The organism is Undibacterium sp. 5I2 (genome assembly GCF_035019605.1).
In the GTDB taxonomy this organism is placed as follows: domain Bacteria; phylum Pseudomonadota; class Gammaproteobacteria; order Burkholderiales; family Burkholderiaceae_D; genus Undibacterium.
In genome coordinates this window covers 34,020-50,884 of sequence record NZ_JASJVS010000024.1, presented here as the reverse complement: position 1 = coordinate 50,884, position 16,865 = coordinate 34,020, and the positions used below count along the sequence as shown (strand labels likewise).

The 16,865-nt window shown below is 57.0% G+C and carries 13 protein-coding genes and 1 riboswitch; of the genes, 6 read left to right on the top strand and 7 right to left on the bottom strand.

Going from position 1 to position 16,865, the window contains the following annotated elements:
• Positions 1-255: 255 nt before the first annotated feature.
• A complete protein-coding gene (locus QN359_RS10390) occupies positions 256-2,250 on the top strand; it encodes an OPT family oligopeptide transporter (protein ID WP_322249402.1) in 1,995 nt (664 codons plus the stop codon).
• A 56-nt stretch (positions 2,251-2,306) separates the two neighbouring features.
• Here the strand turns inward: QN359_RS10390 and QN359_RS10385 are convergent, their stop codons facing one another.
• Complete coding sequence (locus QN359_RS10385) at positions 2,307-2,984, bottom strand: tRNA-uridine aminocarboxypropyltransferase (RefSeq protein WP_322249403.1); 678 nt, start codon at positions 2,982-2,984, stop codon at positions 2,307-2,309.
• A gap of 32 nt (positions 2,985-3,016) precedes the next feature.
• On the opposite strand from QN359_RS10385, the gene QN359_RS10380 reads away from it, so the two are divergent.
• Positions 3,017-4,279: a hypothetical protein gene (locus tag QN359_RS10380; protein WP_322249404.1), complete on the top strand. Its 1,263-nt coding sequence runs from the start codon at positions 3,017-3,019 to the stop codon at positions 4,277-4,279.
• Here QN359_RS10380 and QN359_RS10375 read toward each other — a convergent pair.
• Complete coding sequence (locus QN359_RS10375; RefSeq protein WP_322249405.1) at positions 4,271-5,173, bottom strand: TIGR01777 family oxidoreductase; 903 nt, start codon at positions 5,171-5,173, stop codon at positions 4,271-4,273. The two genes, QN359_RS10380 and QN359_RS10375, sit on opposite strands and share 9 nt — an antisense overlap.
• 67 nt (positions 5,174-5,240) lie before the next feature.
• Positions 5,241-7,010 (bottom strand): TonB family protein, encoded by a 1,770-nt coding sequence (locus QN359_RS10370; RefSeq protein WP_322249406.1) that lies wholly within the window; start codon positions 7,008-7,010, stop codon positions 5,241-5,243.
• Between the two features lie 212 nt (positions 7,011-7,222).
• Here QN359_RS10370 and QN359_RS10365 point away from each other — a divergent pair, with 212 nt between their 5' ends.
• A complete protein-coding gene (locus QN359_RS10365; protein WP_322249407.1) occupies positions 7,223-8,185 on the top strand; it encodes a 4-hydroxyproline epimerase in 963 nt (320 codons plus the stop codon).
• Here QN359_RS10365 and QN359_RS10360 read toward each other — a convergent pair whose 3' ends face one another.
• Positions 8,186-8,956, bottom strand: coding sequence for an AraC family transcriptional regulator (locus QN359_RS10360; protein WP_322249408.1), 771 nt, complete (start codon positions 8,954-8,956; stop codon positions 8,186-8,188).
• A 201-nt stretch (positions 8,957-9,157) separates the two neighbouring features.
• Between QN359_RS10360 and QN359_RS10355 the strand changes: the two genes are divergently transcribed.
• Positions 9,158-9,826 (top strand): GntR family transcriptional regulator, encoded by a 669-nt coding sequence (locus QN359_RS10355; RefSeq protein WP_322249409.1) that lies wholly within the window; start codon positions 9,158-9,160, stop codon positions 9,824-9,826.
• A gap of 6 nt (positions 9,827-9,832) precedes the next feature.
• Here the strand turns inward: QN359_RS10355 and ylqF are convergent, their stop codons facing one another.
• The 3 genes from ylqF to QN359_RS10340 form a co-directional block, all read right to left on the bottom strand.
• The gene (gene ylqF, locus QN359_RS10350) at positions 9,833-10,768 is read right to left on the bottom strand and encodes a ribosome biogenesis GTPase YlqF (RefSeq protein ID WP_322249410.1); all 936 of its coding nucleotides are present in this window, start codon (positions 10,766-10,768) and stop codon (positions 9,833-9,835) included.
• A gap of 162 nt (positions 10,769-10,930) precedes the next feature.
• On the bottom strand, positions 10,931-13,552 hold the full coding sequence (locus QN359_RS10345; RefSeq protein WP_322249411.1) for a S53 family peptidase: 2,622 nt from the start codon (positions 13,550-13,552) through the stop codon (positions 10,931-10,933).
• A 54-nt stretch (positions 13,553-13,606) separates the two neighbouring features.
• Positions 13,607-13,693, bottom strand: a riboswitch (cyclic di-GMP riboswitch).
• A 136-nt stretch (positions 13,694-13,829) separates the two neighbouring features.
• Entirely contained in the window at positions 13,830-14,768 is a 939-nt protein-coding gene (locus QN359_RS10340; protein WP_322249412.1) for a histone deacetylase family protein, read from the bottom strand.
• A gap of 191 nt (positions 14,769-14,959) precedes the next feature.
• Here QN359_RS10340 and QN359_RS10335 point away from each other — a divergent pair, with 191 nt between their 5' ends.
• Positions 14,960-15,880, top strand: coding sequence for an AAA family ATPase (locus QN359_RS10335; protein ID WP_322249413.1), 921 nt, complete (start codon positions 14,960-14,962; stop codon positions 15,878-15,880).
• A 12-nt stretch (positions 15,881-15,892) separates the two neighbouring features.
• Positions 15,893-16,864 (top strand): DUF58 domain-containing protein, encoded by a 972-nt coding sequence (locus tag QN359_RS10330; RefSeq protein ID WP_322249414.1) that lies wholly within the window; start codon positions 15,893-15,895, stop codon positions 16,862-16,864.
• Position 16,865 lies beyond the last annotated feature (1 nt).

The following is a 16,865-nucleotide window of genomic DNA, read 5'->3' as shown; positions in this document are numbered from 1 at the left end:
CAGACATTTTTTATCGATTTCGCGCTTTATTTTTGAATGTATGCAAGGCTTTAAAACTTGGTTTCTCTGCCATTTTTCTGGAAAACCATTAAAAATTCGGAATTACCGCGAGACAACTTGACAGCACGCTGAGTGACTCGGATACTGCGCCATCTGAAAAAAAAGTTTCAGATTTAAAGGCGCAATAAAAAATTCAGAAAATAATCTGTCATTATTGCGTCAGTTTTAAGACTTATTAGCAATATTGGAGACAAAATGGCGCTGCAACAACTATCAGACGAGCAAATCGCGAGCTGGACCCGCTCCCAAAAGGATGCTTGGTGGTTCAGCCATATCTATCGCGGCGACATGGCGCAATTGACCTTGCGTTCCGCCTTCACCGGTTTCTTTCTCGGCGGCATTCTGGCTGCCACGGCACTGTATATCGGTGCCAAAACCGGGGTCGGCATCGGCGTCGGTCTGACTTCGGTCATTCTGGCTTTCGCGCTCTTCAAGGCGCTCAATAAAGCCGGCATCGCGACCGATTTCACTGTACTCGAAAATAATTGTACGCAATCGATCGCCACGGCGGCCGGTTATATGATTTCGCCGCTGATTGCCAGCTTGAGCGCCTTCATGCTGGTGAGCGGTAAAATCATTCCTTGGTGGCAAATGATGATCTGGATGGTGGTGGTCGCCATACTCGGCGTCTTGATTGCCTTTCCAATGAAACGCCGCTTCATCAATGAAGACCAGTTGCCGTTTCCGGAAGGCCGCGCCTGCGGCGTCGTGCTCGACTCACTCTACACCGGCGACGCGGCAGCCGGCATGTACAAAGCGCGTCTGCTGGGCCTGACGGCACTGGTATCGGGCGGCTACCAAATGATCACCAGTGATGGTTGGATGAAATTGATTCAGTTTAAAGTTTTGCAAATGCAGAGCTGGACCGGCATGACCCAAGCCTTCAGCGTGCGTGAGCGACTCGACGACTACTACTACACGGCCGCAATCAAATACGATTTGTGGATCCCGAAAATTGCCGGCGTCGATATCCGTACACTGGGATTGCGCTTCACCATCGATGCCGCCATGCTTGGTGTCGGCGGACTGATGGGCATACGCGTGGCTAGCAGCGTGCTGCTGGGCGGCTTCCTCAACTTTGCCTTGCTGGCACCATGGATGATTAACCGTGGCGACATCGCTCCACGCTTAGCACAAGACGGTCACCTGCTGGCACTCAACCGCGCCGAAATCGTTAATCAATGGTCACTCTGGTGGGGCGTGGCGATGATGGTGGTCGGTTCCCTGGTCGGCTTGTTGGCAAAACCGGAAATTTTTACCAATGCCTTTAAAAGCCTGCGCAAAAAATCCGGCACTGCGCCGGCCCAGCCGCTGGCTAACGATGTCTTACGCGATATCGAATTGCCGCTGTGGGTTTCGTATGTCGGCGTGCCGATTTTCAGTGTCATCGGTGCGGCCGCCACACATGAATTTTTCGGCGTACCTTGGTTGCTGTCTTTCATTTCCTTGCCACTGATTTTCATCCTCACCGTCATCGGCGTCAACTCTATGGCCCTGACTTCTTGGGTGCCGACCGGTGCTTTGTCAAAAATCACCCAGTTTTCCATCGGTGCCATCGACCATGCCAATCCGGCTAATAATCTGATTCCGGCCGGGATGACGGCGGAAGTGGCGCTCAATGCCGCCAATCTGCTGTCTGACATCAAACCAGGCTACATGCTCGGTGCCAAACCGCGCCAGCAAGCGATCGGCCATGTGATCGGCATTATTTCCGGCGCGCTGGCCTGTATTCCCTTGTTTTATTTGTTGTTCCTGCCACCGGACAGCAATGGTGTACGCAGTACTGCCACCATTGTCAGCGATCAATTTGCCTTCCCCGCCGCCGTGCAATGGAAGGGCGTGGCCGATTTGATCGCTCATGGCATCCACAGCTTGCCGGTTTCGGCCCTGATCGCGATGACGGTCGCGGCAATCTGTGCCGTCGCCATCGAACTGGCGCGGATTTCCACCAAAGGGCGCTTCCCTTTGTCGGCCGTCTCTATCGGTTTGGGTGTAGTGTTGCCACCTGACGCCAGTCTGGCGATGTGGCTCGGTGCCTTGGTATTCTGGTGGATGGGCCGCCGCCACCGAGAAACCAATAGCAGTGGCTATCGCTTCTGGGTGGAAGGTTGTGAGCCTATTTGTGCCGGTTTGATTTCGGGCGCGGCCCTGATCGGCATCGGTAATGCCATTATTAACGTCTTAATCTGAAACAACAACCGACCCTGACCAGACTCCATTGGGCCCCGCGCAAGCGGGGCTTTTTTTTATTGCTGGCGATAGGCGGCGGTGCGCGCACTGTGTAGCGCGACGAAGGCGTCGAAGGCAGCCAGCAAGGGCAGATAGCGCGCCTCATTCTGTTCGAGCTGCATGAGTGCATACGCACAAGCTTCCAGACTGGCCAGTTGATCGGGCTTGTGGGCTTTGCGTATGCGGTAATGCGACGGCGGCATCGCCGCCAAGGAAACGCGTGGCAAGGCTTGCAGCAAGGGGTTCAGGTATAGCATTTTGCGGCTCTTGCGCCAGGTTGCATCGAGCAGCACCAGACGCAGTTGCCGCGGCTGGTCTGGCAAGGAGGCTGGAACGACAACTGGCGCTGCCGTGCCACGTAAGGCCGGCGCTTGGTTGTCGGCCGTATCGGGGTAGAGCAACACCGGCTGAGACTGGCCCGGGTACTCTGCCGAGGTGCCATACAACGCACGCTGTAAGCTGGCTTCATCAAATTGTTCCCCCACCCAAATCTGCGAGCGCTGCAGGCATAAATCGAGCAGGCCGGCACTACCCTTGGCTTGCTTGACTTCGAGCGGATGTTGCAGGATCAATACTTCGCAACAGTTGGCAATCGGCCGGCTACAGGCACAAATACAGGTGTCGGCAGGACGCTGACAACGCGGACAATGAAGGCGTTGATTTGCTGCATCATCATTTGCTACATCGGATATCATAGGTTCAAGCCTTCTTCTACAAATTCAAATTCATGAAACTTTCTTCCTTACTCAGTTATAGCTTGCTCCTGCTACCGGCCGCCTGCGGTGGTGGTGGTGGCAGTGCCGCACTGGCCAGCGGCACTACGCCGGTGACCGTGCCGGTCACACCACCAATCACGGTACCGGTCACCCCACCAGTAACACCGCCAGTCACGCCACCAGTGACCCCGCCGGTAGTCAGCACGCCACCGCCGCCCTTGACGCTGGCGCAAAAAGCCGCCGCCCTGAGCGCGCAGCTCGGCCTCGGCAAGCACCTCTTGCTCGGCTTGGGCTCGACCAGTGTGGCTGATATCAATAAACAAAACCTGCACATAGAAATCTATGATCAGTATCTCAACGGCGTCGGCAGCACGGCGTGGCCGACTTGGAATAGCCCAAGCGGTGCCTATGTGCAACTCGTGGCGGCGAATGCCGCCAGTCTCGGTGCCGTGCCTATGTTCACGCTCTACCAAATGGCCAGCAATGGCGATGGCAATCTGAGTGGTCTCAGTGATCCGATATTCATGACGGCCTATTGGGCTAATGTGAGCCTATTATTCCAGCAAATCAAAATTGTTGGCAAACCAGTGCTGGTCAATTTTGAGCCGGATTTCTGGGGCTATGCGCAGCGTTTGTCGAGCAATGCCGATCCCAGCACCGTCGCGGCCGTGGTCAGCAGCAATCCCGATTGCAGCACGCTGTCGAACGATGTCAAAGGTGTCGCCCAATGTTTGCTGCAAACTGCACGCAAGTATGCACCACTTGCCTACGTCGGCTTCCCGACTTCCTTGTTTCCCGACTTGGCCGGCACGGCCTTGGGATTCATGCAAAAACTCGGTGCCGACAAGGCCGATTTCATCGTCATGGAAACACTGGACCGCGATGCCGGTTGCTTTGAAAAAAGCGTTCAAGCAAGCTACTGCCAACGCAGCAGCAGCACGCCGTGGTATTGGGATGAAAATAATCTGAGCACGCCGAATTTCAGCCAACATCTGAGCCTGGCACAAACATATCACCAAGGTTTGCAATTACCTTTGCTATGGTGGCAAACGCCACTCGGCGCACCATCGGTGCAGCCCGGTGGCGTGGCCAATGCTTGGCGCGACAACCGCGCCCATTATTTCCTCACCCATGCAACTGACTTGGTTGCCGTCGGCGGCTTTGGGGCTGTGTTCAGTGCCGGTGAGTCGCATCAAACCACCATCAATAGCGATGGGGGACAGTTCAAAACCCTGAGCAGCCAGTATTACGCTGCCCCGGCAGCCCTACCGTGACGCATAAAGATCGGCCAGCGCATCGGCCAAGCGCGTAAACCGAAAGCGGTAGCCAAGCGCGCTGATCTTGGCCGGCAGCACACGCTGTCCGCCCAGCAGCAAACTCGACATTTCCCCCATGGCAAGTCGCAATACGAAAGCGGGAATCAGCCACGGTGCCGGCCGGTGCAGCGCGTGCGCGAGCGCGGCGGTGAACTGGCGGTTCGATACAGGTTCCGGTGCCACCATATTGAAACACCCGGCGGCCTCGGTTTGCGTCAGCAAAAACCGCAGCATGTCGACGTAATCGGCCACATGAACCCAGCTCATCCACTGACTGCCCTGACCGAGGCGCGCGCCGAGTCCGAGCTGGAACGGCAGGTGCATTTTCTTGAGCATGCCGCCGCTTGCATCGAGCACTAAGCCAGTACGTAAGATGCAGGTGCGGATGCCCAGCGCGGCCGCCTGATTTGCTGCGGCTTCCCAATCAACACATAATTGCGCACTGAAATCGCCGCCGGCAGCGGCTTGCTCGCTCAGCGGGGTGGCACCGCTGTCACCATAAAAGCCGACCGCCGACCCACTGAGAAACACCTGGGGGCGTCGCTGTGCGGCATGGACTTTCTGTAATAATAATTCGGTCAGGGCGATTCGGCTAGTGCGCAGAATTTGCTGGCGTGCCGGACTCCAGCGCGCATCGGCGATCGCTTCGCCAGCTAAGTTGATGATGGCATCGAACACCATCTCACTGTGGTATTCATTGAGATCAGCCATGCTGTGCACGGCCGCACCACAGATGCTGGCGACCGTTTGCGGACGGCGGCTCAGTACCGTCAGTTGATGGCCGTCAGCCAACAAGGCTGCACATAAACGACGGCCTATCATGCCGGTACCGCCAGTGATCAAAATGTGCATGGCGAGTTTTCCACTGAAGTTGAAAACACATAGTGTAACTGTTTGCGCCCAAGGTCACCGAAGTGCTTCATCGCAGTTCGTCGAGAATTTTCAATTGCTCGTCAAAACTCCAAATGCGCCGAATTTCAATGACATCGTATTGATCGGCAATCGCCGCTGGAAACACGGCATAACGGGCATTGAGGCGCACGATGTTGTTGATTGCCGCATCAAGATCGACGCGGCCAGTCGAGCGTAAAATCCTGATCTCCGTCACGCTGCCATCGCTGCGCAAGCCGATACTGACCAAGGCATCACCGCGCGCACGCTGCGCCGAGAGTTGGGAATAGTTGAGATTGCCATTGCGCTCAATTTTCTGCTTCCAGCTCTCTGCGTACATGCGCAACTGGATATCCTTTTCGCGGCTGCCCTGATCGCTATAGCGTCGTGGCACGAGAACGCTATCGCGTCGTGGCAAGGGCGGAACGGCGCGTAAATAATCGAGTCCGCGCTGCCTTGAGCGATTCGCCAAGTCGCTGCTCAAGTCTCCCTGCCCCACGGCGTCACTGACGGCGCTGCGCTTGCCTAACTTGCCGTCGATGGTGCCGGAAAGCGCATCGCCGGGTTCGGCTTGGTTTCGTGCGACCAGCGCTGCGGCGGCTTGGGCGGCTTGGGTATCTTTCGCAGCTTGGGCGGCTTGGGCGGCTTGGGCGGCTTGGGCGGCTTGGGCGGCTTGGGCAGCTTGGGCATCTTTCTCAGCTTGGGCTGCTTGCACCTCCTGTTGAGCTCGAGCCAGCAACTCCTGCTCCTGCTGGCGGCGCTCGATAGCCGCAGCATGCTGCTTACGCAGTTGTTCGCGCTGCTGCACTTCTTCCTGCAATTGCTGTTCGAGTGCAGGGTCCGGCAGTGTCTGTTGCCGACGCTGTTGCGTGAGTTGCGTCAAACTGGCGGCGGCGGCCGCCAGACGCTCTTGCGTGGCGGCCGACTCGCGTTCTTGCTGCCTCGCCGCCTCATGAGCTTGCTGCAGACGTATTGCGGCTTCGGCCTCCTGCTTCGTCTCGCTCGATAATTGCTGCAGCAAGTTCTGACGAGCAGGTAGATCGGCCTTGTGTTCGCTCAAATCCGGTGCAGCGATTGCCTTACGCCGAGTCGATTTCGCACGCGACGGTTCCGGTTCGGCCACGGGCACAGGTTCTGGCAAGCTTGCAGTCGGGATTTCAAGCGCCGGCACAACTGCAGGAGTAACAGCGGGAACAAGCAACGCTGCAACAACCGCTGGGCTGGCAACTGAGGGCGTATCAACAGCAAGGCTCGCACTGGCCGCTTCAGGCACAGCAACCGGCAAGCTCGCAGCGCTAAGCCGCGTATCGCTACGCGCAGGATCTTCTGGGGCGCGCACGGCCACTACAAAATTCTCATCGCGATGGACATCCTGAGTAATCAGGTCGGGTAAATTCGCTAGCGGCAAAGCTGGTGGCGGTGGTGGTGGCGGCGGCAGCAAGCTTGCAGCACGATGCCGCCGTGATTTTTTCACTTTTTTCACAGGTGGCGGAACCGGACGAGCGGCCAAAATTTGCATGCCAGTAATTACGGCCGGGGGCGGCAGTGCAGTCGGCAAGCTACTGGAGGGCCTTAATTGCTCGAGCTCGGCAGTTGGCATCAAGTTCAACACCAAGGGTGCCGGCGTCTCGACGGCCGCCAGCACGGTCGTATTCTTGAGGCGCGCTGCACTTGGGGCTGCAAATTGCAAAGACAATAAGATCCCATGCAAGAGCAAGGATAAACACAAGGCGACGGCCAGACGCCTTCTGATAGGCTCAGAAAATGTGGTATCGGGTTTATTGACAAATACATTCATTCGTTACGACATCTTCCACAAAATTTTTTTGCAGATCGCCAAGCGATGCGACTACTTTACCATTGTACCGTTGCAAAAAACAACACAGCTTGTGCGTCGGGGCCAGCAAACCGAGCGACTGTGCCGATTTCGCCGCGCTGCGGCCCGGAATCGCTCAAGACATGCCATCGCGTCGGGCGCTATGATAACAAAACACGCGCTCAGGAGTAGCCATGCACAGCATACACGTCATCGATTCGCATACCGGCGGTGAACCGACCCGCGTCATCATCGCCGGCGGCCCGGCGCTCGGCGGCGGCAGCGTTGCCGAGCAATTACAGCTCATGCGAGCGGAATTCGACCATTATCGCCGCGCCAGCGTGTGCGAGCCGCGCGGTGCCGATGTCCTCGTCGGCGCACTGGTCTGCCCGGCGCAGGATGCCGAATGCGTCGCCGGTGTGATTTTTTTCAACAATGTCGGCTACTTGGGCATGTGCGGACACGGACTGATAGGCTTCATCACGACTCTGGCATATCAAGGAAAAATTGCTGTAGGGCGACACAAAATAGAAACTCCGGTCGGTATCGTCGCTGCCGAACTGCATGATGATCACAGTGTCAGCGTGCACAATGTACCGGCCTATCGCCATGCCCGCGCCGTCACGCTCGAAGTACCCGGCATCGGTACGGTCTGCGGCGACATCGCGTGGGGTGGCAACTGGTTTTTCCTCATTGGCGAGCACCAACAAAGCTTGCACTTATCCAATGCAGCCGCACTTGGCAGCTATGCGCGCGCGGTGCGCTTGGCACTGGAACAGCTTGGCATACAGGGTGCCAACGGCGCGCCTATCGACCATATCGAACTCTTCGCCGCTGCTGCCGACAGCCGCAACGACAGTCGAAATTTCGTGCTTTGCCCGGGCGGCGCCTATGATCGCTCGCCATGTGGCACTGGCACCAGCGCCAAGTTGGCCTGTCTGGCGGCAGATGGTGTACTCGCTCCGGGCCAGATATGGCGTCAGGAAAGTCTGATCGGCAGCGTGTTTTGCGCCTCGTACCGCAGCGTCCAGAATGCTGCAGGACAGCCGCAACACATCTTGCCGGTCGTGCGCGGTAGCGCCTTCATCACCGCCGAGGCGCAGCTCTTGCTCGACCCGCGCGATCCCTTCATCTGGGGTATCACCAGCACGGCCTGATTAAAGGCTCGCAATATGTACGCGGTAAGCGCTCGGAGTCATGCCGACGGTGGCTTTGAAGATGCGTGAAAACGCACTGTGATCCTGATAACCGCAAGTCAATGCGACCTCGGTGATACTGACGCCGGGGTCACTGAGTAAGCGTGCGGCGGCATCGAGTCGCAGTTTGAGCATCATCTGCCGTGGCGTGAGAGAGAAAATTTTTCGGAAGTGATGCTCGAGCCGCGCCACCGACAAGCCGCTCAAGGCCGCCAGCTCAGCCATCGATACGGCACGCGCATAATGCTCTTGTAGATACCGCAATGCCAGTGCGACAGCAGCAAACTGCGGATGCGGCCGATCCGGTGCCGCCAAATCGCGCGAAATACCGGTCATGCCGATAATGTTACGGCGCATATCATAGAGCGCAATCTTTTGCGTCAAACACCAACCTTGACGCCGATTTGTGTAAAGGTGTAACTCGAGTTGATCAAATAATTGCCGTTTCCCACTCAGCACCAAGGCATCCTGAGCGGCATAACTGGCCGCCAGCCCAGCCGGAAACAGCGCCTCGGCAGTTCGCCCGAGCACGGCCTGCTTGCTGCGCAAACCGCAGCGTTGTACCAAGGTCTGATTGACTACCACATAGCGACCGGCACAATCTTTGACAAAAAACACGATATCGCTCATGCGATCGAACAAGGCTTCGGCAAAAAACACATCAGCGACTTGGCGCGCTAATTGGGCACTGGCGGCAGCCGTCAATCGCACGGCATCGTCCTTGACAGGCATAGCAGGTATCCATCCTCAGCGACGCAAACAAGCTGGCAAGAAACTTGGCTGCGCCAGGTAAAATTGCTCAAAGACAAAAAATAAGGCGGCGATTTAGTAGAAAACAGCGCGTTAATTTGTCATTTACACTTTAAACAAAGTAATATTCAGAGTTAAGCGGGTATCATCAGTATTACTCTTTCGTTCAGCCAAGGTCCGTTCATGCTCAACCCTCCCTCCACGTCGCTCGCGCCGGTGCAAAAAAAACGCGCAGCAGACATCGCTTACGACGCCATCGAGAGCATGATCGTCACGATGGAATTAATACCCGGCGCCCCCATCATCGAAGCGGCGCTGATGGAAAAAACCGGACTCGGGCGTACCCCTCTGCGCGAAGCCCTGATGCGCATGTCTTCCAACGGCTTGATCACGCCGATGCCACGACGCGGCCTCATCGTCAGTCAGATCGAAGTCAAGGAACACCTTACCCTGCTCGAAACTCGGCGCGTGATCGAACGCTTGATCATCCAACGCGCGGCACAACATGTCAGCGCCGAACAGCGCAAGCAACTCGTCAGCTGTGCCGAACAAATGCTGATTGCGGCCAAACGGCATACGCTGGCTGAATACATGGCGGCCGATCAAGCCTTTGACCATATCGTGCACGATGCCTGCCTCAATCCGTCTGCCGTTGCGGCCGTCATACCCTTAATCATCAAAAGCCGTCGCTTTTGGTACGCCTACCAACATGAGGGCGATATTGAAGAATGCGCGCGCTGCCACTTGTTAATCGCCAAAGCGATTGCCAAGGGCAATGTGGAATTGGCCGGCAAATCGTCCGATGGTCTGCTCAATTATCTGGAGTCCTTCACGCGCTTGTCTATCCACTGAGGCGTTTCAGTCGGCCGGCTCGGTGTCGGCTTGCGGCATACTGCTGGTGATATCCTTACCCTGCCCTAACAAGAGCGGTGGCACATAGGTCGCCAGCAAATGTTGGCGGCTGGCAGGTGTTTCCAAGCTCACCCGTCCCAAGGCTCCGCTGCGATAATCGAGCAGTAAAGTGTGCGAGGCTTTTTCAAAATCCCATTCGCCGCCTTTGAGCTTGTAACCGCGTTTCTTCGCCACCCCTTCGACCACCGCCACGGCATCCATGCCGGCCAGGGTAAAGCCATAACGCGTGACCAAGGATTGCGGATAATGCTGCAGCAATTGCTCGGCCAAGAAAGTAGCGATCTCTTCTTCGATCAAGGCATTGATGCCGATCGCATGGCTGGCAGCGAGCATCAAACCATCGGTAGGATGGGCAATCTTGGGCCACAACATCCCCGGCGTATCGGTCAAAATCATATTACTGCCCAGATATAAACGCTGCTGCGTCTTGGTCACAGCCGGTTCATCGCCGACTTTGGCCACGCGCTTTTTGAGCAAGGCGTTCATCAAGGTCGACTTACCGACATTGGGAATCCCCATGATCATCATACGTAAAGGCTTGGTCGGCACGCCGCGATGCGGTGCCATTTTCAGCGCAAAGCCGGGCACCTTGGCAACATCGGCCGGCTTCTTGCAACTCATCGCCACTGCATACACATCTTTTTGGGCATTATAAAAATCGAGCCAAAGCTGGGTCGCGTGGGGATCAGCCAGATCGGCTTTATTGAGAATTTTCAGGCAAGGACGCTGCCGAAACAAACGCAGCGACTCCACCATAGGATTGCAACTGGCCTGAGGAATCCGCGCATCGAGTACTTCGATGACCAGATCGGTATTTTCCATGGTTTCCGCCGCCTTCTTGCGGGCGGCGTTCATGTGGCCGGGGAACCATTGTATAGACATGCCTGTTCTTCTTTTTTGCGAAATCAAAGCGATATTGTACGGAACTATGCCGCCATTGACCCAAAAGTTTACATTTCTCGTGCTCAAAGCCGGTAAAACCAGTGTGCAGACAACAAAACGCGCACCGAAAAACAGTGCGCGCCGGGCTAGCTCAGGCCCGTTTTACTTGGCAGTAATCGTAATCGGTACCAAGGCCTTGGCCGTGCGGCCGAGATTATCGGTTAGCGTGACGGTGAGCGTATAGTTGCCGGTGACCGGTGTTGCCCAACTAGCCGTGATCACGATTGCCCCGGACAGCGAGAACGACATCCCCAACGGTGCGCCGGCAATCGAAATCGAGGCTGAACTGGCACCGACATCGACGATGCTGATGGTACCGCTAAGTGCTTTACCCAGCACACCGGTCATGGCGGGAGCGGTAATCACCGGCCCGACCACGCCGGCTGCGGTGATACTGACCGTGTACACGCCCTGCCCGCTCAAACCGGTTTTGCTGTCTTTGGCAATCACTGTCACCGCATACGTGCCGGCCACTGGTACTGCCCAACTGACCGCACCGGCGCTACTGATCGTCATCCCGCTCGGGGCACCGCTCAAGCTGTAGCTGAGTGGATTACTAGCCGTCACGGATACATTGAAAGCCAAAGCCGTGCCGACTTTGCCGCTGATGGCCGCAGCATTCACCACCGGTGCAGGCTGCGCAGCAATTATCACGGTGTAGACCGCTTTGCCGCTTAAACCAGTTTTGGCATCGAGTGCCGTCACCGTCACCGCATAGGTTCCCAATACAGGGGTTGCCCATGTCACCACACCGGCCGTGCTGATCGTCATCCCACTCGGGGCGGCCGTCATGCTATACGTAACCGGATTGGCATTGACGACGCTGACAGTGAACGACAAGGCCGTACCGACTTTGCCGCTGATACTCGCAGCGCTGACGACCGGAGGCAGAGGCGCGGCAATCGTCACCGTGTAAATCCCTTTGCCGGACAGATTGGCTTTGGCATCGCTGGCGGTGACCGTGACCGTGTACGTGCCGGCCACCGGTACCGCCCAAGTGACGATCCCGCTGCTGTTAATCGCCATACCAGCCGGTGCGCCGCTCAAGCTGTAAGTAAGCGGATTGACCGAACTGGCCGAGACCGTGAATGACAAGGCCGTGCCGACTTGGCCGCTGATGCCGGCGTTGCCAACCACCGGCGCACTGACCGGAGCAGCGGCATTCAAGGCAGTCAGCAAGGCCGTGACATTCGGCGTACCGAGACCGGTAACCGGATCGTAACCGAGCTTGGCGGTGCAAGTCGCGCAAGTGCCGTCGCTGCCTTTGGTGATGTCAGCAAAGGCGCTGGCATAACTGCCGGGAACGCTGGCAATTTTGGTGTACAGCATGGCATGCGGACCGGCTAAGGCGGCTTGGGCAGTTTGTGCTCGTACAGCATTGGCGACGGCGACGATGCCGGCCCACTGCGGCGTCGACAAACTGGTGCCGCCGGCCGACAACCAGCTCACTGCCGTGCTGCCCGGACTGATGGTGGCCAAATATTGACCGGTATTCGGATCGGCATTGAATGAGACATCGGCCACCGTGCGATGGGCCGGCGAGCCCATGCCAGGTACGCTATTGTTTTGGTAAGCTGGGGTGACAGTATATGCACTCATGCCGCCGCCAGTACCAGACCACGCCGTTTCCGCACGCGCACCAGTTCCCGAATACGTCAAGGAAGTGCCGCTGACGGCAAGCACATTGCTCGATACCGCCGGCCAACTGACCGCTGCGCCACCGTCACCGGTGGCGGCGATGTAAGTCATCTTGGCAGCCGTAAACACGCTGTCAACCGAAGCCGTGTAACCGGCTTCGGCAGCACCGAAACTCATCGACACCACGCCGGGGCCCATGGCGTTGGCCAATTGCACGCCACCGATCAAACTGTTGAGCGAGGCATCGGGCGCTTCAATCAACACGATCCGTGCCAGCGGTGCGGTCGCGTGGGCCCATTGGACGTCGAGCGCGATTTCAGTGGCCCAACCGGAATTATAAGCCGGTGCCGTCGTGGTTAAGGTACCGGATGCGGTGTTGTAAGCGACGATCAATTCACAGGAAGTCAGCGATGCAGCGGCCAAGGGCACGGAACTGACAGTCTTGCTGGTGCACGCTGGCAAGCCGAATTTTTGGTTAAACGTGCTTAATTCCAGGGCCGCATTCGGATCATGCTGTGCGTCAACGATGTAAATCGTTTGGCCGGCACCGAATTGCGCCGCCTGGGCCGCCGTCAGGCCGGTAAAACTGGCAGGCAAAGCCGGCAAACCGTAGGCTGCGCGAATTTGTGCCGGCGTATAGGTCGACACCACCGTCGGTGTCGCACTGGGCGTAAGGGTTTGGCTGACGGCCGACTCTTGTATGGTTTGCTGGGCGGAATGCAAAGTGGCGGCAGTCAAGCCGCGCGCGGATAAATGCTGGAATTGCACCGGAACAGTTTGCTGGCGCGGCGCCATCAGGGCTGAAACACTGCCATTACCCTGATCAATATCGGCCGGCACATCGAGTAATACCGGCGCGACGTGAAAGCTCGGTTGCGCGCTTTGCGTCAACAGCGGAATGTCACCCAAGCTCACTTCCAAAGTCGTTGATGCTGTTGCCGTTGCCGCCGGCGCATCGGCCGCTGCGGTTTTGTTGTCAGTGCCGCTGCCGCTGCCACAGGCACTGAGCAAGCTCAGCAAGGCGGCGGCCAAAACAGTACGAGGAAAAACGACTGTCACTGCTGAGGGGGAAAATTTATGCATCATGTCAACGCTCCGTAAGGGTGCAGGACGGCATATGCGCAACGAGATCAGGTCTGCGTTGGCAACCCCGCTGCCGTAGCGCTGGTGCGCCTTAGGCCGGTGGCTTTGCGTCGCCGTTTTTCAACGGGTTTGCCCTGTAAATCTATTTCAAACAATCAATGATAATTGTAGGAAATTTCCCAAAAAAATTCCACAAAGAAACTGTTAAACACTGCAAAAACGTCGTCTAAACAACACAAATTAACGTTTGCCTGATCAAATTTAACGATCGCCGCAGCCCTTAATCGAGTTCGGCCAAAACTTTGATGTGCGCACTGACGCTACGCCCCAGCGCCGCCAAGTTATACCCACCTTCAAGGCAACTGACGATGCGCCCTTGCGCGGTTTCACGCGCGACTTGCATGATTTGTTGTGTCAACCAGATGTAATCTGCTTCGACCAAGCCAAGCTGCCCCATCTCATCGTCACGGTGCGCGTCGAAGCCGGCGGAAATGAACAACATTTCCGGCTTGAATGTACGCAGGGCTGGCAACCATTGCTGCAACACCAATTCACGAATCGTTTCGCCATAACTGTGCGCCGGCACCGGCACATTGAGCATGTTCGCGGCCGCCGACGTGGCGCCGCTGTAGGGGTAATACGGATGTTGAAAAAAACTGACCATCAACACCCGCTCATCGCCGGCGAAAATGTCTTCAGTGCCATTGCCATGATGAACATCAAAATCGACAATGGCGACCCGCTGCAAGCCACGTACTTCCAGTGCATGCTTTACAGCAACGGCAACGTTATTAAACATGCAAAAACCCATGGATTCACGCGAAGTGGCGTGATGACCAGGCGGACGAATCGCGCAAAAGGCATTTTCGATATTGCCATCAATCACGGCATCGGTGGCAGCCAACGCTGCCCCGGCGGCGCGCAGTGAGGCGCGCCAAGTAAAAGCATTGAGCGAGGTATCGGCATCGAGCGGAAAATGCGCGTAGTCCGAACCCTCGGCCGGGCAATTTTCACGGATACGGTAAATCGCATCGGCGCTGTGTACCCGCGCCAAGTCGCTTTCTTGCGCCAGCGGCGCGCTGCGATGGTCGAGCAAATCATGAATCCGGCTGGCGATGAGTTGATCTTCGATGGCCTGTAAACGGTCCGGCGATTCCGGGTGCCAAGCGCCCATTTCATGGCGCTTGCAATCGGCGTGGGTGTAGTACGCAGTAGTCATGTCTCAATATTGGCGCGAACAGACACGCTGCGGCGGCCGGCGGCCGTGGCAATGCTGCTCTGTGATTATCATGTTAGCAGTGTCCGCCTATTCCGACACTTTTGCAAATATGCATTATTGAGACGCGACAATTATTACGGACAGCAACATTTCCGTTTACACTGTGCAAAATTCGTCCAACAAGGAAGCCGATGTTTTCTCAAGTCCATGCTGTTGCTGCGCAAGTCAATCAAATCATCATCGGCAAGGAGTTAAGCATTCGCTTGGCCTTGGCCGGATTGTTGGCCGGCGGTCATTTGCTGATCGAAGATGTGCCCGGCGTCGGCAAGACCACACTGGCCCACGCTTTGGCGCGCTCGCTGGGTTTGCAATTCAATCGTGTGCAATTCACCAGCGATTTATTGCCGGCAGACATCACCGGCATTTCCATCTTCGAACGCGAAAAAAACCAATTCCAGTTTCATCCTGGCCCGATCTTCAGTCAAGTTTTGCTGGCCGATGAGATCAACCGCGCACCGCCGAAAACCCAATCGGCCTTGCTCGAGGCAATGGAAGAACATCAGGTTTCGGTAGAAGGACAGACCCGGCCCTTGCCGACACCATTTTTTGTCATCGCCACGCAAAATCCCTCCCACCAAGTCGGTACCTTTGCCTTACCGGAATCGCAACTCGACCGTTTCTTGATGTGCCTCTCGCTCGGTTACCCCGATGCCGCCGCCGAACGCGCACTGCTGCTTGGCGAAGACCGTCGCAGCTTGCTGGCCAACTTACCGGCAGTGATGAATCCGACACAATTTTTGCAAGCCCAGCAAGCCCTGAAACAGATCCACACCGCCGCCAGCTTGATCGATTATGTGCAAGCACTCGCACAAGCCAGCCGCCGTGGCGACGTGTTTGCCGAGGGCATGAGTCCACGCGCCAGCATTGCCTTATTGCAGGCGGGGCGCGCTTGGGCGGCCTTAGAAGGGCGTGACCATGTGCTGCCGGAAGATATACAAGCAGTCTTGATACCAGTCATAGCGCACCGTTTGCGCCCGCTGAAATCGGTACTCGGCAAACCCGGTGCCAGCCATGAATTGCTGACGCAATTAATGCACAGCGTGCCACTGTAGACAGGCGCTGTGATGCTGACCACTTTACGCCGGCGTCTGCGCGAGCTGATTTTTCTGGAACGCCAAGCGGAAAGCGGCGAAGTCTATCTCACGCAAAGACGGGTATTCACCTTGCCGAGTAAAGCAGGCTGGATGTTCGTGTTGCTGTTGCTGATCATGTTTCTTACCGCCACCAATTACAGCCTCAGTCTGGGCTTTGCACTGACCTTCCTTCTCGCTGGTGTCGCCATCCTCAATACCTTTTGGTGCTTCCGCAATCTGGCCTATTTGCATCTGCGCAGTGGCTCGGCGGCGGCCGTGTTTGTCGGCGACGAGTGCCATTACACGATTCATCTGATCAACCGCCGCGCCTACGCGCGCCACGCCATCTCGGTCGGTTTCAACACCGGCCGCAGCAGCGAACAAGTCTGTGACATCGCCGCACACGATACCACTACCGTGCAGCTCAGTTGTCCAGCCAATCAGCGCGGCTGGCAAGCGATCCCGCGCATCCGCCTGCAAACTTGGTTTCCACTCGGCTGGCTGCGCGCCTGGAGTACCTGGTTACCGGATAGTCAGGCGCTGGTCTACCCGCAACCGGAAGCCAATCCGCCCCCCTTGCCACAGACCGGCTACCGCGACGCTGGCGTGGCGGCGCAGGCCGAGCACGGCGAATTCGCCGGCGTGCGCGGGTATCAAGCTGGTGATGCGATGAAACACTTAGCGTGGAAACAAATCGCACGCCTCGACAGCGCCCCCGGTGCACCGCTGATCAGCAAACAATTTGCCGGTCTGGCCGGCGGCGAACTCACGCTCGATTTCGCCAAGCTGCCACGCCAACTCGATACCGAACTTAAACTCTCGCGCATGACCAGCTGGATCTTACAAGCTGAACAAGCCCAGCAAGCATATGCCTTTCGCCTCGGCGTGCATGCTTACTCCGCCGCCCTCGGAGCAGCGCACCGCGACGCCTGCCTGCGCGCCTTAGCCTTGCATGAAAGTTAAG

What these genes read in the sequence shown, in the direction of transcription:
- QN359_RS10390 (WP_322249402.1), top strand. Translation starts at nt 256, where the DNA reads ATGGCGCTGCAACAACTATCAGACGAGCAAATCGCGAGCTGGACCCGC.
- QN359_RS10385 (WP_322249403.1), bottom strand. Translation starts at nt 2,984, where the DNA reads ATGATATCCGATGTAGCAAATGATGATGCAGCAAATCAACGCCTTCAT.
- QN359_RS10380 (WP_322249404.1), top strand. Translation starts at nt 3,017, where the DNA reads ATGAAACTTTCTTCCTTACTCAGTTATAGCTTGCTCCTGCTACCGGCC.
- QN359_RS10375 (WP_322249405.1), bottom strand. Translation starts at nt 5,173, where the DNA reads ATGCACATTTTGATCACTGGCGGTACCGGCATGATAGGCCGTCGTTTA.
- QN359_RS10370 (WP_322249406.1), bottom strand. Translation starts at nt 7,010, where the DNA reads ATGAATGTATTTGTCAATAAACCCGATACCACATTTTCTGAGCCTATC.
- QN359_RS10365 (WP_322249407.1), top strand. Translation starts at nt 7,223, where the DNA reads ATGCACAGCATACACGTCATCGATTCGCATACCGGCGGTGAACCGACC.
- QN359_RS10360 (WP_322249408.1), bottom strand. Translation starts at nt 8,956, where the DNA reads ATGCCTGTCAAGGACGATGCCGTGCGATTGACGGCTGCCGCCAGTGCC.
- QN359_RS10355 (WP_322249409.1), top strand. Translation starts at nt 9,158, where the DNA reads ATGCTCAACCCTCCCTCCACGTCGCTCGCGCCGGTGCAAAAAAAACGC.
- ylqF (WP_322249410.1), bottom strand. Translation starts at nt 10,768, where the DNA reads ATGTCTATACAATGGTTCCCCGGCCACATGAACGCCGCCCGCAAGAAG.
- QN359_RS10345 (WP_322249411.1), bottom strand. Translation starts at nt 13,552, where the DNA reads ATGATGCATAAATTTTCCCCCTCAGCAGTGACAGTCGTTTTTCCTCGT.
- QN359_RS10340 (WP_322249412.1), bottom strand. Translation starts at nt 14,768, where the DNA reads ATGACTACTGCGTACTACACCCACGCCGATTGCAAGCGCCATGAAATG.
- QN359_RS10335 (WP_322249413.1), top strand. Translation starts at nt 14,960, where the DNA reads ATGTTTTCTCAAGTCCATGCTGTTGCTGCGCAAGTCAATCAAATCATC.
- QN359_RS10330 (WP_322249414.1), top strand. Translation starts at nt 15,893, where the DNA reads ATGCTGACCACTTTACGCCGGCGTCTGCGCGAGCTGATTTTTCTGGAA.